Genomic DNA, 17,504 nt, shown 5'->3' on the forward strand with positions numbered 1-17,504 from the left:
TTATTGTTGCACCGAAAAATCAAAATACAGCACCATGTGCAGTGCACGGATTGGTTCTTTCTCAAAATCATAATACACGTGCTTCATACCCATTGGCCCCGTCGTTTCCGGTTTTTGTGTCTTTGTACCGATTGCGGAAATGCCATTCATAAACGAAATATCACCATCCGGGAAGGTCGGCTCCATATTTTTCCAGTCGGTGTCCTGTTGTTCTCTCGGCGTAAACAACCGCAAGAATACATCTTCCCTATCGGTGAACACATAGAACGACTGCTCGTCCGTTATAAATTTCGTCCAATACATATTGCTGTGATATCCCTTAAATTCCGGATATTCAAAAGGAATTTCGCCTGTTGCCGCATCGTTATAATCTTTCTTCCATACGCCAAATTGATTTCCTTTCATCCGGTTTTTCCACACGCGGTAAGGTCCCATGCCCATGTATTCCACACCCTTCATTTTATCTTCCGGGAAAGAAAAGTTGACGCCGACAAATTTGGTGAAGTATTCCTGTGGGAAGTATTGCACATGCATTTTCACCTGTCCCGATGGGTAGATCTCCCACGTCAACGTATTATAACTTTCTTTTTTATCGAATGTAGAAGCAATGACAACTTTATCCTCTTCCTGCTTGAGTGTAAAATTCTTGAAGTTGGTGACGGCTTCCTGTATCGTCGGACCATTGTTAAAAGGGATAACACCTTTTGCATTTTTCACTTCTTCCAATAAGCCGTTTTCTTTGTTAATGCGTACCGTAATGCCATTTGCAAAAACCACATAACTCGAAGCTGTTTCTTCCACGTTTACTGCTTCCCCCGTTGTTCGCAGAAGATGCTCTGCCACTTGGTTCGGGCGACTGATCGGAAAACTCCATGTATAAATTTCCAGATCATTTACATCCCTCGCCGTGATATACAATACATCATAGTCTTGCCAATCTGTTGGAAAGTCAACTTTTAAAATACCTCGGTGATAGGGTTCGATATCAGGCGCATGGATTGTCCCGGTTGTACTCCCCTTGTCTTCCCCATACTGTCCTAGCTTCTTTAGCTCATAACTGAACGAACATTGGTTAATATTCGTGAAGGTATACCGGTTTTCGATATGAAATGCGCCATCAAAGTCCACCGTCATCTCCCTCTTTTCGAAGAAAATAGGGCTCCATACTTCTTTAATCGTATAGAAACTCCCCTCTTTCTCATAGTAAGGTCCCACAATCCCATCAGCACCGTGATTGCCATCCGTATCGATGATATTATCCTTGTCCGTTCTCATCAGACCTTGATCTTGAAAATCCCAAAGGAAGCCACCGGCAGATAGTGGATTTGCCCACATGGCTTTCCAATAATCCTCGATTCCCGCACCGTGACCACCGTCCCACATACCGTGTAAAAATTCGGTTGGCATTACAATATTATGTCCGTGATCATACGTACCGATACCGTAATTATATTCCCGGTAATGGGTTGTTTCAAAACCACCATATACTGCCCAAGGATAAATTAATGGGCGTTTTTGCATATCGTAAGCAAAAAAGATACTATCTAGCTCTGGGTTATGTCCGCCTTCGTTGCCGTTCGCCCAGAAAATAATCGACGGATGATTTTCCGAAACCACCATCATTTCTTTCAGCAGCTTTGTGCCCGTCGGTGTATCGTAGTAGCCATGCCATCCGCCAAGCTCGTTCATCACATACAGCCCTAACGAATCACACACTTCCAGAAAATGATTATCGGGTGGATAATGTGCCATCCGAACGGCGTTCATATTCATTTCTTTTATCAGCTTCACATCGTGAATACTGATTTCCTTACTTGTTGTACGTCCTGATTCCGGGTGAAAAGAATGGCGGTTTACGCCTTTAAATTTGATTTTTACTCCGTTGATATAGACCCCATCACGTTCTTTCACCTCCACCGTTCTGAAACCAAATTTCTGTACCTTTTCATGTACTTTTTTTCCTTTTCTCCAAAGCGAAATATGTGCGTGATAAAGGTTGGGGAATTCAGAGGACCATAGATTGGGATCTGAAAACTGACCTTTCAGTTCAGTTTTGTCACTTTGGAAAGCTGCTGATAGTGATTCGCCATAGGGTTGTCCAGCAGCATCGGTTAATTGTATTTGAATTTCGTCTGCATCACCACTTTGTTCTACGATGCTGCGAAACTGGCCGTCTGCTTTGGCATCAATCGAAACACGGTGAATATGGCTTTGTGGTAGTGCTTCCAGATATACAGGGCGGTAAATACCTCCAAATATCCAATAATCCGCTTCCCGCTCCGCCGCGTTCACCGATTTATTCTCTGAATGCTTCGCTACTGTCACTTCCAATAGGTTTTTCCCTTTGTAGTTTAATAGCTTTGAAATATCGTATTTAAAGACGTAGAAAGATCCTTGATGAATCTCTCCGGCAGACTTTCCGTTTATCTTGACTTCCGCGTCCGTCATTACCCCTTCAAAAACCAGATTGACCACCTGCCCTTTCCAGGCTTTATCCACCGTAAACGTATATTTATATTGTCCTTTTTCTTTTCCTTTCTTTTCTTCTTTATCAAATCCGTAGTTGTATTTGCCAAAGCCGTGTAATTCCCAATTGGAAGGAACGGGGATTTTTGACCATTTCCCGGCATTCATGCCATCCGTGACGGAAAAATCCCATAGTACGCCATCATCTTTCCCTTTCCCCGATAGATATTTCACCTGGGTAGTTTGGGCACTTAAAAAAGTTATTCCCAGCAAGCAAAGGCATAGCATCAATACATATCTACAAACCATCTTCATATTTTCCTTTATCCGTTAATTCAATTTATCTGCTTGAAATAGCGAGATCGCATACGCAGCTTCTTTATCTACGCCATCCGCATCTTCCACATCAAAATCTTGATCTGTTGGTGTATCGGCATCCGGATACCGGCGCACATCCCCTGTTCGGAAAGATACCCGGCTAATTTCACTTACCGGCTGGAAAAACAACCTTGTTCCTTTTTCCGTTCCATTGATGCTGACTTGATACGATCGTGTGTGCACATCTACCGTTAACACGATATCATAGGCTTTTCCTGCTTCATAGGATTGTACTCCAGACATCCGGTAACCGGCTTTATTCTTAATCTGCCCGTCGGCATCGAAAACAAGACGTGCTGCTGCCTGCCCTAAATCATTGACCAATTCAATTTGCAGATTACCGTGGTCAGCTTGCTGTGGTGTAACCGTGAAAGCGATTTTCACCTTCTCCGATGCCTCAATTACCCGTTCTGCTTTCGCATAATCAAACTTATCTTTATCCCTTAACATCAGGGCATTGTTTTCCAACTTGACCGACGCCCATAGTGGGCTATAAATATTCCATTTATTAAATGTCTCGGTTGCATTACCGGAAAAGTCATCGTGAACATTTCCTGCTACTGTCGATGTAATCGGAACGGGCACTTTTGCTACCCACATATCTTCCTTATTCACACTGTACGTCACCCACATATTATTGTCGGGTGGTACGCCGTTTCCTTCCTGTATGCCTCTCGGGTATTGTGGGCCATAAGATTTATAGTTACCTCCATAGCGCATCGTGGTGATTTCACCGTTGATCAATAGCAAATCGGTATACGTTAAGCCATCATTACTTGTAGATACCGCTAAAGGCCAACGAAACTCCGATGGGTTGTAAACGGTGGCAAAGCGATTGTCGGATGTCCGCTGGCCCCATATTTTAGCGTTGCTGTTCACAAAACCCGGTGCGCGCAAGGGATTGTATGCCCAGGTTTTGCCTTTATCTTTACTTACGGACGTCAAGGCGTGCTTCCACATGCCCACGACATCCCCGTTGTCCAATGTATAGTAAGCGAACGCCTTCAATGGACGTTGGAAAGGTATCAATGGATCATTGCGATCCGCTTCCTCGACCCATTGCTGCATCATCAGTGGTTGTTCCATCAGTTCTTTACAAGCAGCAACAAAGGCCTTGTCTTTACTTTGGGTATAGAATGGGAACTTGGCCAGCTTCTGATCAAATGAAGCATTGAAGCGGATAAAGTAAATCGGACCAAATGAACCGTCTTTTTTAATTTCCCGGACGACACGTCCGATACCATTACCATCGTTCGGATCATCTTTTGCATCCAATGCAACGCCGTAGTATCCGATGGTCAACAGTTTACCGTTTTTAGCCGTGTAAAAGCCCATCCGTTGATGCATAATCGCGTATAAATCCTTACCGGCTTTATCGGTCCTGCCCGGTTTGCTGAAACCTTCCGGCACTAGATAAGGGGGAAATAGCTCTATGGGGTCTGACCACGTATAACCATCTTTAGAAGTTTGAAGCGATGTTTTTCCCTCGGCAATGTGCTCGCCTACTGGATTACTCAGAAATTGTAGATAATAGGTGCCGTTCCAATAGGCCAAAAACGGCTGGTGGTTATAGGTAAAATTCAATCCGCCCGCACGTTCCGGAAAAGCTCTATTCGCGCGAAAGGTCTGTACATTGTGTGTACCGACAGCAGGTTTTAGTTGCCCGTGGTGATAGTCTACATTGGACAAAGTTTTACCTACATACGTCATCGTATCCTGCGCCGTGACGTAACAGGAAGCACATAATAACGTTATACCTAATATCATTGATCTCATTTCTTTATTTTTTTTCCTTTAACAACCCTTTCAAATCCTTTTTGGAAGCTTTGAAAATCGTTCCGTGTTTGTGTCCTTCCGGAACACGGATTTTATCGTTTATTTTTTTGAACGTTTTAAAATCCTCGGTCGACACGGCTTCATAGCTTTTGCTGCCATACGAATCAAAATAGATCAACCATTCATCGTCGACTTTGACTACACTAGGTCCTTCTGTTTTAAAATCAGAATACGGCTCGGAGACATTTTCGTAAGGCCCTAACGGATTATCCGCAAAAGCAACTTTCAAATTACGATTTGGTCGCGTATTGTCTTTTAATACCAATACATAATCGTCTTTGTCTTTTTTTACAATCACCGCATCGATGATGCTGAAACCGGGATCTGCAAACAGTTTTGTTTCTGTAAACGTTTCGAAATCCTGCGTAGTGGTATAATACATCCGGTGATTATTTCTTTCCTCCTCTTCTCCTTTCGGGAAACGCTCGGGAATGGTTGACGCCCAGATAATAATAAACCGGTCTTCCTCGTCATCGTAGAACAGTTCCGGTGCCCATATATTAACCGTCGTGGCTTCATGTTCCATAACCGGCACGATCTTCTTATTCTCCCAATGGATAAGATCTTTAGAAGAAGCATAGCCGATACCTTCATTCCCTTGCCAACCTATCGTCCAAACCAAATGATAGACACCCTTTTTATCGCGTACCATGGATGGATCACGCATAATCTTTTGTTCGCCCAATTCGGGTTTCAGAAAGACACCGTCAATCGCTGTCCACGAATAGCCATCTTCACTATATAGATAGCGTAGTCCTTCATCGGCAGGTTCATGAAAAGAAGTAAACATATAAACATCCCTCTGGCAAGAAGCCAAAAGGGATGCCGCTAACACAACAACTAAAAGATTTAATTTTGTTCTCATTATAAACTATCTAAAATCAGCACCCAATCATTCCCGTCTTTCTCTTCACCCGCTGGTTTGAATGTCTGTACACCTGTATTTTCTACCTCACCAATAACGGTCTCTTCACCACTGCGTGGATCGAACCAAGAGGCTTTCACTTTGTCTCCGTTGATTTTACCCATATTGATTTTCATTTCTCTACCGTTGTAGTTGTAGATGAATGCATAATTATCGGTACGGGTTGCTAACAAGCGATTATATTTCTCGCCATTTTCGGCAATCAAGGTTTGGTCTGGAATCCGCTCAAAATAGGCATCTCTGGACAACATCAGATCTTTTAGATATTTCATTTGCGATGCTCCCGGTGCGTTTAATCCCTCTGTCCATAGCTCCGATGAGCCGTATGCTGTAGTAGAATCGGACGCCGAATGCATCTGCATGACTGAATTCTGCCCATACGTATATCCGAAAGCGCCTGCAAATACCGACCAATATCCATAGCGACGCACATCGTGATCTTGCCAACATGGTTCTTTAATATCATGCAAACCTTGCGGAATACCCTCATACGACGGTTCGCCATCGATCGTTGGTTTTACGGGACTTAATGCCCAGTCAACCTCCATAAACTTCCAGTTGTCCTCTCCGTAATGTTTCTTTTCGTTGCTCGAAGTATCCTGGTCATAGCGTCTGTGACCCGACTGCACCATATTAAAATCTAACCACGGTTCATTGTGGAACCAATCCGAAGAAGCGGTCCGACCGCGTGGATGGTATGTCATTAGATGATTTTGATCAATGGATTTGATGGTTTTTCCCATTTCCAGCCAAACAGCCGTGGAGTCCGAACCGGGAATATCCCCACCATTCAACCAGATGATATTCGGTCTGTCTTTCCAACGCTCAGCGAGGAAAGTAGCGTATTTTGTTGTTTGTTCAACAGAAACTTTACCATCTTTTACCGGCGAGCCCCATACCGGTACAAGCGCCATATACATTCCTTTTTCGGCCGCTTTGTCAATAATGTAATCGATATGATCCCAATAATCATATTCTTCGGCTACCTCGGGGTTGTTCCCTTCGGTCACCAATGGATGCGAAATATCCTTATTCACAATGGATGAGTCCCCGTACACATTAACCGACGGTACCGTGTGCAATACCATGGCCTGCACGACATTGAATCCTTTTTGTTTCCGGTCTTCCAGATACTGTTCCGCTTCGTCCCTATTCAATTTATTAAATAACAACCACCCCGTATCGCCAAGCCAAAAGAACGGTTTGCCATCATCGGTGGTTAAATACCTTCCATTTTCCGATACCTTCAGTGCAGGCATTTCCGTAGACGATGCTTCTTGATCAGAAGAAGAAGTACAGGAAGAAAAGAGTGCTCCTGCCAATGCAAATGGTAATAATTTTTTACGAATAGCGTTCATATTATTTCTTGGTTATCCAGATAATCTCTGGAGCATTTTTAAAATTCTTGATGGTTACGTTCTGTCCTGTTTTTATTTTCTCTGTAGCTAAGATAGCACCAGATTTAGGATGAATATGATACATCTTATAATCTCCCTTCCACGGGGTTAAATCCGCCTGTAACGGCTTCTTATCATTGTTGTAAAAGATAGCAGCATCTTTTCCCTGTAATGTCCATACGCCTTGCTGGACTTTAGTCTGCATAGCGGAGGCTTCTTTGTAAAAATCGGCATGTGCTACACGCGGAACATTGGCCATCGATCCCCCGGCCATAAAGACTGCCCATGCTTGCTCGGGAAAGCCATTACTATGGTAGACAACCGCTTTGTCGGGAAATTTTGTTCGGTATTCGGAAACCGCCCGATACACTTGCTCCGCCGATGTCTTTTTTGATTTTATCTGGCGTGCATGTTGGCGGGGAGCCAAGTTTGCGCCTCCAGGCGGGGCATACGCCTCGCCATCTTCCTGATAATACCAATAACGGATATCAATCACTTGGATTTCTTTTGCTCTTTCTGTGTCCGCTAAGATCGCATCCTGCACATCCTTCGTCGCACTAAGCCCGATGATGGGGTTGTGACCCGTTTCTGCTTTCCACTCCTTGATCACATCGATCCAAAACTCAACAAAATGCAGTGGACCGGTGTATTCGGCGCTGATCAGCTGAATGACGCCGGTATTATCTTTAAAATTCTCCAGACATTGACGAATATAAGCTCGGTGCAATTCCCGTCGTACCGAATGGGTAACATCATAGAATTGCTCCGCCATAAAAATCCGTTTATCACCTGCGTACGGTACCGGTTCGGGGAAACCTACATTATTGATATTATTTGCTGTACGCCAAGGAGAATCCGTATAATGCGCACCTGCTTCCAGGATATTGTGCTGAAAGTAGTTCTGATGCAGCAGTACCAATCCTTTTTGATCTGCCAAATCCGCAAACTGCTTCAACCGATTCCAGTAAAAGAGATTGTATTTCGTTAAATCATATTTCGATAGGCCATCATACGCCAATCCCTGTCCGCTCCTTGCGAAAGGCAATTCATAGAACGGTGGCCACACTTCGCCATCCATACGCCGGATACGTTCGTGGTCATCCCTTCGCCTATCATACCAAAGCCCGTAATTATGGTCTATACTCAACACATGGTTTGCCAACATACTATCAGCAACTTCGTTTAGATCATCGGTCAAACCTGTTCCTATCTCTCCGGGAACATAGCGGGTAATATGGGGTTTTGCGTTCTCCAAACCATGGGGGCGAATATTGCCGTTCCACCATGGTACATCGTTCTTATAGCCAACCAACACCTCATTTCCCCGCACTAGCCAACCATTCTGAATCACCATATCCGGTGCTTTTGCGGGTTCACTGTGCCGTGGAACATCTTTCTCTGCTAACACTTTGGCACCTTTGGCACTTATATCCAGTGGCTCCCGCTGCGTTGCCTGTACTATAAAATCTTTTAATTGTACGGGTGGTTCATACGCTATTTTTGTCAACTCTTGCGCTACGGCTATTGTCGGACTACTGGAGGCATCGGTTAGCATAGGCAATACGATGTTTCTCTTTTTAGCATCCGCTCCGACACGTTCCTCCAGCTGTGCATAATATAAACTTCTTGGTTTGATATGGCTGTTAGATTCTGTCCAATACGCGTCCCCTTGGAACTGCGCCCACAAGCCAAATCCCCAATTCTGCGCTGTTGGCGGATGTACATTTTCGATAAGCGCAGCTGTACATTGCCAGAAAACGCTATTAACAGCTGTCCAACCGGCCCCTTTGCCATCTTGCCCTCTATTCTTATAGCTTAGTGCCTGCGCATCCATGTCGACAATGTCGAATAATACGCCCGAAGCCCAACTATCTATCGCACCGCTAAAACTGTATGGTTCTACTGCCTGACATTGTACAAAAGCATTCGGACCAGCGGTCGCAAAACCGACAGCGAAATCATGGTAGCCTTTTTCAGCATATAGACGTTGAAACAAGGTTTGTTGCCCACGGGTATAAAATGTATATCTCCGCTGCCCACCGATTTCAGACACCGGATCAAGAGAGATACAGTCCTCTACAGTGAGCTTACTCGCTGTCTCTTGTGCGTATACCGCTGAACCGGCAAAATGTCGGAATTGCATTTGGCGAACCCAAACATTCTGTGCATTTTCAACGGTGATCGCCATCCACCGATGATCTTCGTCTTTTGGATTATCTGCATTAAAGGTGGATTTTAATTGTATATTTTCTATACCGATTTGTTCCACCCGGCCGCTCCAAGTATATTTTTCCACTGCCGCACCACCGTAACGCTGGTCCAAGGCAGTCGTTATCGGTACATCTACTGTCACTGTATTCCCATCTATACGAACAATCTCCCGATCCCACGTCGTATTCCAGTATCCGGGTCTCCATCCCAAAAACGACATTCCGCCGCCAAATTCCTCGGCTTTCAAATCTTTAATCCATTCCTTGGTAGACGGACGTGTGATCATAATACGGTCGCCGGTTTGAAGACCGGAAATGTTATCTAGTTGAAAAGTTACTGCATTAACAGGCACATAATCGTTCTGCACCTGCCGTTTCTCTTCCCGCACAACGTCACGCTTTCCGGCTATACGGATCAATGTTTCCCGGGTTGTGCCTTCACCTATCAGTACCGTACCGCTTTCTGTAAAGCCGGAACCTCTCAACACCACACCGGACGTATGCAACTTTAAAGAACCAGACAGATGATATTCACCGGGCAGCAACAATACAGTTCCTCGCAAACCGTGTTCATCCTTCGGTAATTTTGAAACATAATCTATCGCCGCTTGAATACGACGAGTTGCATCCCCTGTATGTATAGGCACAACAATTTTTACTTGTGCTTCTGGAATAGCTTTATTTCCTCCTTCATATCCTGCGTAGGAAAAATCGGGAATGCGGTTACCCAGGCTATCTGCTTGGTATACCAATTTCCCTTCTTTCCAAACTAATGGTCTATGTTCTTCTTGCGTATATCCTACAAAATAGCTCGCCATAAGCAAGCTGACAGCAAACAAGAATTTACCTAGAAACAATCGACTATATGTGTGTATATTGTTCAATGCCAAAACAATTTAAAAAAAGATTTACAAAGCTCAAAATAAAGGAGTTGCCAATATCTTATATCGCTTCAACAACACCTTGATAAACTTATCCATCCCTTATACAAACATAGCCAAATGGGCAGGGCTATGTTTGTAGTATTTTCTCCAGCTATTGTATCATTTTGTCGGTAGCATCTAGCCTACATTAGCTTATCGTATCGACGTTATTACCGAGATTGCGATAATCGATTTTCTCTTTCGGATTTGTGCCATTCAAATATTCCTCCACATTGGTATAACCGTCTCCATCGGCATCTTTTGCACCATCTGTAGGATCCTTTGGGTCTAAGCCGTATTTTATTTCCCATTCGTCTGGCATACCATCGCCATCTGTATCAACAGGCACTTCGGCCGGATCATAAGTCAGATCCGGATAACCGCCGACCTCAGCAATTTCCTTGATGATGCCCGTTCCGGTTGTTGGTTTCCCTGTCCGCACGGTTTCTACCACACGAATATCTACCGCGTCACGTTTGGGTAAGGTTGCGCCGGCTTTCTCGAGCACCGATTCGAAAACTACATCGGCAGTTTGGTGCGGAGCCACCGGCCAGCCTTCAAAAGGCGTATACACGCGTGCATATTTTTCTGCTTCGCCTGCCTCTGGAATGATCGATCCTTTCGTTTCCTTCATGCGCATGCCTGCCCAGTTATTGTTGGTCACTTCTTCATTATCATGCATGATATTACCGGCCACATACCATTTGCCGGGGCGATTTGGTTCTTTTGGATACCAATCGCCTGCAGCCCACGCATTACCGGGAGAATACATACTACGCTGCTCAATACGGGCAATGACTGCACGCATATTATCATTTGTCGCTGGACCGGGTTTAAAGTAATTGTTTATGATATTGATCATGGACGTTTCATCTCCCCCGTCTATCGACCGATGGCGCCAGTTGAAAATAACATTGTACCGAAAGTCAAAGGCTCCCGACATACCGATAGATGGATTTCGAGCGGTATTGCTGGCAAAAAGATTATGATGGAACGTAGACGGATTGCCTCCCCATGTACCACCAAAAGCATGTCCTTTCGCATCGAGCGCCTCACTGGAAATCGTCCATTGAATAGTAACATGCTCCGCAGGATCTTTTATTTGCGTACTTCCATCCGCAGAAGGCCGCATGTGTCGGTATAGGGAAATATTCTCATCCATACCCCAGCTGGTAGAACAGTGGTCAATGATGATATGATGGTGTGGATTTCCACCAATATTATCATCCCCCTGTCCGCCTACCGGAACGCCACGGCGTACGCGCAGGTGACGGACAATAACATTATGGGTATTGATGTTCAATGTACCGGCAAGGCAAATACCGTCGCCCGGAGCGGATTGCCCTGCGATGGTGATATTCGGATGATTGATGTTTAAATCTCCATCGATTTTGATAGTTCCAGCAACACGAAACACGACAATACGTGGCCCGTCTGCTTCCAACGCAGCACGCAAGCTCCCTTCTCCGCTATCATTGAGATTCGTGACCGCCATTACTTTGCCTCCACGTCCGCCGGTGGTAAACATACCACCACCCCATGCGCCCGGAAATGCCGGAATAACCTCTTCAGGCAATCGTGGTGGATGTGGCGGTATCTGCCCAGGTTCAGGTTGACCTGCAACAACACCTTGTTGCGCATGAGCACTAATTCCTGCTGACAGTAATGCCAGTAAAAGCAAGCTTTTTTTTAATGGTTTATACGGAAACGTTTTCTTGGTCGTCATCATACTATTTATTTTCATCTGTATAAATTTTTCTTCAATAGTGATGAAGCTATCAGATTTATTCATCCCCCTGTGTGGTTTGAATAAATCATGATGGTTTCGTTTACACTAAAAACAAATCTAGGTAAAAGAGCCGAAGCGTACTTATAATATATTCTCCGGCTCTTGTATCATTTTATCGGTGGCTTACGATATGCGTTGTGTAGTTGACTAATAATTCGGATTCTGTCCAAATTCTTGTGGATTTGCAATAGCATCCAGGAAGGATTGTGGAATCGGACGTACAATGTGTTTATTGGCATCGAAGAACTGAATATCCGGATTTGTTGTCCGCAAATATTCGGTAGTCAGTTTTCCCATGCGTTTAAGGTCATACCATCGTATCTGCTCTCCTGCCAGTTCGCGGCCTCTTTCGGCCAGGATAAAATCCAGTGTCACCTCGCCTGCACCTACCTCCATTTCACCTTGTCTTGAGGTAACCGCCGCTCTTTTCCGGACGGCATTGACGTACTCCTGCGCTTTAGCTGCATCGTTATTATACAACAGCGCTGCTTCGGCTGCAATCAGGTATACCTCTCCCAAACGGATGATCGGCACGTCGCCTAACCAATACTGCCGATCCATTACATATTCCCAACTCGAAAATTTCTTCAAAGACGGATATATTTCTCGAGTATAAGTTGCCATGTTGTTACTCTCTGGCTGCACCCATCGCCCATCGGCCTGAAACCAGTCGGAAGGATCAACAATCCAGAAGGGGAGATCTCTTTTCTCGGTTGCCGACATCACCCAGTTTGGTGTAAAAATCGACAAGCCATCCAACCAACCATCGCCATCCTCATCCGTCATATTCACCACGCCCATACGCCAGGTATTCGTTCCTCCGTTCGGCAGTGTCGGGTCACTGTCGGCTGTATTCTTGATTACATGACCGACAAGGTTTGGGTTTTTACCATATTGATTCACCATAGACTGGCTAATCGTTACATCTGCCCATTTGGAATTGTAGTGTTCATAGAAAAATGTCTCTTTAAACCGGGTATCCGCCGGATCGGCAACCGGTTCAAATAGTTCCGTCAACAAATATTTCGTCGGCTTAAAGAAACGGCTGTTAGAGCGTCCTGTCCATGTTTCGTTTTCCTGTGTCCCCCACGGCGCGCCCGTGGTACGTGTATCCATCAAATAATATTGACGTGTCCTTCCCCTGTTCCATCCCTCGGGATTTCGGCCAGACGCGTGATCTACGGCTTCGATGAACAAAAACTCTGTGTTATTTTTATTGTTAACACCGTCCCATAGCTTACCAAACCCGGATCGATCGTCATCGCTCTGGTACAAGGATACACCATATGTACTTCCATTGGTTATCAGCTCTTCCGCTGCCTCCAATGCCAAACGGGCATTTTCCTGTACATCACCCAGACGCGTACGCTGCAGGTATGCTTTCGCTAACATGGCATACGCCGCTTTTTTGGTTACGCGTCCTCGTTCACCATCCGGTCTCTCGGGCAAGTGTTCTGTCGCGAATATTAAATCCGAAATAATCAAATCGTAAAAATCTTGTTCGCTTGCCCTTTCCGGACTATTAACCGGGCCGGTTTCTGTCGAAGGAATAGTTGTCAGCGACACACCTCCGAATTGTTCGACCAGATGCCAGTTTGCCCAACCCCTCAGGAAATAGGCCTCTGCTACCTTAGCATTCCGCTCTTCCTCAGAAGTATAGTCTTCTACCAAATCGGCATAATAAATTGCGGTGTTGCAATAATTTACCGTTGCATACATCCCGTTCCATATGGTTGCCAATGTCCCCAACTGCGCATTCATATTGCTGTTGTAGAGGACAAAACCCGTTTCATTATTAGCAACATTCGCCCACAGATCGGTTCCCATTTCCATCGCACCTATACCATCTATTTTACCATAGAAATAGTACAGCCCATCATAACAGTAATTAATCAAACTTTCGTATCCATCTCTATATTTATAACCCGTTTCTACGTCCACAGTAGAAGGATTCCATTCGTCCAGCGAACAAGCGCTAACGCCGACAGCTATTGTCAGTCCGAAAGCAACTTTATATCCTAATCTTTTCATTGTTGTAATTTTCATCTCATTATTTTCTTTTTGTTTAAAAAGACATATTTACTCCGAAAACCATCTGTCTGTACAACGGAAAGGAATCCGATGCGCCTGTTTCCGGATCCATGCCTTTCAACAGGTGACTCCGGGTAAAGATAATTGGGTTATGCATCGTTGCATATATACGGAATCTAGACAGTCTGATATTTCTGCTTATATTTTCCGGTAAGGTATATCCTAGTGTGATATTCTTAATTTTGATAAAGGAGCCGTCTACCACATTCATCCCTAACAGCGGATTACTATGACTTGTGTTCCGGTTTAGATACGGCCTTGGATAATCGTTGGTCGGATTGTCCGGTGTCCAATAATTATATGCCGATGGTATATTTATCGAACCATAACTGTTCATGTAGCCCAGCAGTTCCGCATCAATATGATGTCCCCAACGAGCAATGGTGAAGATGTTTAAATCGATCCCTTTGTACTGGAATGTATTCTGCCAACCAGCTGTCCATTTCGGAGTTCCTTGTCCGAGGATGACGCGGTCGTCGGGCGAAATCGAATATGGATTATCTGCTGAGTATTCGACACCTTCTGCATCCTCCCAGATCCCGTCACGCACTTTGGTTAAAGTGGATAGTGTTTTTACATCTCCTGGTTCTAAGCCGAATGCTGCTGCATCTGCTGTTTCATCCGTCTGCCAAATACCCAGCTTCTTATACCCAAACAAGGTATTGCTCGGACGTCCCATAAACAATCCTAATGAAACTAGGTCGTCCACCGTTGTACCACTACCTAGGTCGATCGATCGTACCTGCTCGTTGTTACGTGCAAAGGTTACCGTAGAGTTCCATTTAAAAGCGTTACCGTTCAGGATATTGTTACCGTTCACGGTCACTTCGACACCCCGGTTATTCATCCGTGCGATATTGTCAGTCATCCGGTAAGGGATCTTCGGTGTAAAACCTCCGCTGGAGAACGGTAAGCTACGTGCATACAAGACGTCTCTGGTATCGGTATCATAATATTCCACCGAACCCGTAATGCGGTTATTGAATAAACCGAAGTCCAACCCGAAGTTCAGGTTATAGGATTTTTCCCAGGTCAGCATGGGGTTCCCCATCGCTTGCGTCAAAACACTGACAGGCAGCAAACCTGCACCAAGATCGATTTGATCCAATCCAGAGCTGGTCACCTCCGTTAAGGTAGAATATGGGTTAATACCCGAGTTTCCAGAAACACCGTATGAGGTCCTGAGTTTTAATTCGCTGATCACATCCCGTGTACCCTCCATAAAGTGCTCATCGCTGATCCGCCATGCTCCTGCTGCTGCCAAGAAGGTATCCCACCGGCGTGCCAATTGCGAAACCCCGTCTGTACGCTGTGTTAATGTCAATAAGTAACGGCCTTTATACCCGTAGTTAATCCGGGAAGCCACAGACATCCGCTTACTCATGGTATAGCCCGTATTCACGAACGGTTGCGTTCCTGCCTGCAAACTGTAATATAGATATTCGTCGTACAGAAAGCCCTGATTACTGGATCCCGATGATTCATTTTGGTTATGTGCCCAAGAAGAAACCAAGGTAGCGGACAGGTCGTGATCCTGTCCGAGGATCGTTTGATAGTTTAGGATATTCTCCCACACATAACCATATCTTAGCTGCGTGTCATATCCTGCAGTGCGCACCAGCGCGCCACTTCCAGATAGTTTCATATAGGTTCGGTCGCTTTCGAACCGCCCTGTTCTGGAACTGTTTAATGTCGCCCCTAATATCGAACGGAACGTTAACCCTTTCATGATGTCGATATCGATATGCGGGTTGATGGTCAGGTTCAATGCCTTCGAATTGTTACTTAACGTATTGGGGATATCATCCGCTAGCAAACTGGGTTCTTGCAGTCCCTCGATAGGCCACACATTGATATTGCCAAATTCATCGTATACCTGTCCAATAGGCGCAATACTGAACGTATTGTTCAGGCGGCTTGGGCGGGTATCGTTATCTCTCCAGGTTAATGCCGTCACGATACCACCTTTAAACCAATCTGTAATTTTATTGGTTGCCCCGGTTCGGACGGTAAACAAATCTGATTGATCATTCCGATATATTCCTTTTGTGGAGTTATAGCCCATAGAGAAAAAACCCTGTGTTTTTTCGGTTCCGCCATTTACTGACAGCGAATAGTTTTGTTGTACGCCTGTACGTAGGGTTTCATCCACCCAGTTAATCCATTGACCATTGTCAATGTAGGGATTAATCTGGTCGGGATTCAGACTCCAGGCTGTCAGTAATTCGTCCCGACTCTCGGGAGCACGCTTGTTAGAGGACACAAAAGCATCTTCCAGATACCGCAACCAGTCTGTTTGCTGCAAAGCGGCCGGGTAGCGGCCATTGGAATTGATACCGGCATAGGCATCTAAGTTAACGGATATTCTGCCCTCTTTTGCTTGCTTTGTTGTAATGATAAATACACCGTTCGCACCCGCTGAACCATAGATAGCAGTTGAAGCGGCATCTTTCAGGATATCAATCGTTTCGATATCATTGGGGTTAAGATTCGTAATATTCCCAGGGATTCCGTCAATAATATAGAGTGGTTCGCTACCAGCAGTCAATGATCTATTTCCACGAAGCAAGATACTCGAATTAGAATTTGCCTGCCCCGACTCACGGGCAATATCCAGTCCGGCAACCCGACCTTGTAATGCTTCTATCGGATTCGCCACGGGTGCCATCGCAATTTCTTCCGATTTAACGGATGCAACGGCGCCTGTCAGGTCTCTTCTTTTCACCGAACCATAACCGATGACTACTACTTCATCTAAAGTAGACTCACCCGTCTGCAAAACCACGTTTAAGGTGGTATCTTTTGTAACGTACACGATTGTAGGACTGTGTCCGATAGCGGAAAAAGTCACATCGCCTGCCGCGGTCAGCCGTATAGAAAACCTTCCGTTTTCATCGGCAGATGTTTCCGTACCGCTATAGCGAATGGTGGCTCCCCCAATCGTCCCTCCTTCGGATGAACGTATCTGCCCGTTTACATCGATAGCGTTTTGTGGTTGCTCCATTGGAACGCGCGCCTCCCCCGGCATAGGTAGCGCAAGGACCAATGCCGATGCACATGTCGCAAACAAAAGCCATTTTCTAGTTGATTTTGTCATAGTTAATAAGTGTTTATAATTTTAAAATGGAGGCCCCTGCTATTTTTTTTTAATAAAAATGCTAACATTATACATCACCGTTATACTTTGCCCCTCATTCATAAGGATACTTTAAGTACTTTTATTAATGTAACGATCTCGGAGGGCCTCTATTTCCTAATCGTCAATTACCTCTTTATAAGTTGAATTATTGATAATAATAACTGTAAACTAATCCATAATCGTTAGCTTCTACCACAAATTTGAAAAAAAATAGAGGGTGGATATTATATCCCATTGCCCTATAATTATACAATATTATCACACCAAACCAGCTGCCAATTCCTTCCCGTGAATCATAGACTGAGATCCGTCATCCTTTTTTGTATATCAAAGCATAAAAAATCCGAGCA

At 44.8% G+C, this 17,504-nt stretch carries 8 protein-coding genes; all 8 read right to left on the reverse strand.

Annotation, left to right across the window (positions count from 1 at the left end; translation table 11 throughout):
* The 8 genes from H8B21_RS03125 to H8B21_RS03160 all read right to left on the reverse strand — a co-directional run bounded on the left by H8B21_RS03125 (position 1) and on the right by H8B21_RS03160 (position 17,112).
* Positions 1-2,781 (reverse strand): glycoside hydrolase family 2 protein, encoded by a 2,781-nt coding sequence (locus tag H8B21_RS03125; protein WP_190312311.1) that lies wholly within the window; start codon positions 2,779-2,781, stop codon positions 1-3.
* Positions 2,782-2,796: 15 nt separating this feature from the next.
* Positions 2,797-4,611 carry an exo-alpha-sialidase gene (locus tag H8B21_RS03130; protein ID WP_223814804.1) on the reverse strand — a complete coding sequence of 605 codons (1,815 nt, stop codon included), beginning with the start codon at positions 4,609-4,611 and terminating at the stop codon, positions 2,797-2,799.
* A gap of 13 nt (positions 4,612-4,624) precedes the next feature.
* Entirely contained in the window at positions 4,625-5,545 is a 921-nt protein-coding gene (locus tag H8B21_RS03135) for a glycoside hydrolase family 43 protein (RefSeq protein ID WP_190312313.1), read from the reverse strand.
* Complete coding sequence (locus H8B21_RS03140; RefSeq protein ID WP_190312314.1) at positions 5,545-6,963, reverse strand: glycoside hydrolase family 140 protein; 1,419 nt, start codon at positions 6,961-6,963, stop codon at positions 5,545-5,547. Before H8B21_RS03140 ends, H8B21_RS03135 begins: the two co-directional genes overlap by 1 nt.
* A 1-nt stretch (position 6,964) precedes the next feature.
* Positions 6,965-10,096, reverse strand: coding sequence for a DUF6298 domain-containing protein (locus tag H8B21_RS03145; protein WP_223814805.1), 3,132 nt, complete (start codon positions 10,094-10,096; stop codon positions 6,965-6,967).
* Between the two features lie 187 nt (positions 10,097-10,283).
* Positions 10,284-11,927 carry a pectate lyase family protein gene (locus H8B21_RS03150; RefSeq protein ID WP_190312315.1) on the reverse strand — a complete coding sequence of 548 codons (1,644 nt, stop codon included), beginning with the start codon at positions 11,925-11,927 and terminating at the stop codon, positions 10,284-10,286.
* 144 nt (positions 11,928-12,071) lie between these two features.
* On the reverse strand, positions 12,072-13,955 hold the full coding sequence (locus tag H8B21_RS03155) for a RagB/SusD family nutrient uptake outer membrane protein (protein WP_190312316.1): 1,884 nt from the start codon (positions 13,953-13,955) through the stop codon (positions 12,072-12,074).
* 34 nt (positions 13,956-13,989) lie between these two features.
* Positions 13,990-17,112 (reverse strand): SusC/RagA family TonB-linked outer membrane protein, encoded by a 3,123-nt coding sequence (locus H8B21_RS03160; protein WP_190312317.1) that lies wholly within the window; start codon positions 17,110-17,112, stop codon positions 13,990-13,992.
* Between the last annotated feature and the right edge of the window lie 392 nt (positions 17,113-17,504).

The sequence above is a fragment of the Sphingobacterium chuzhouense genome, assembly GCF_014692525.1.
GTDB lineage: Bacteria > Bacteroidota > Bacteroidia > Sphingobacteriales > Sphingobacteriaceae > Sphingobacterium > Sphingobacterium chuzhouense.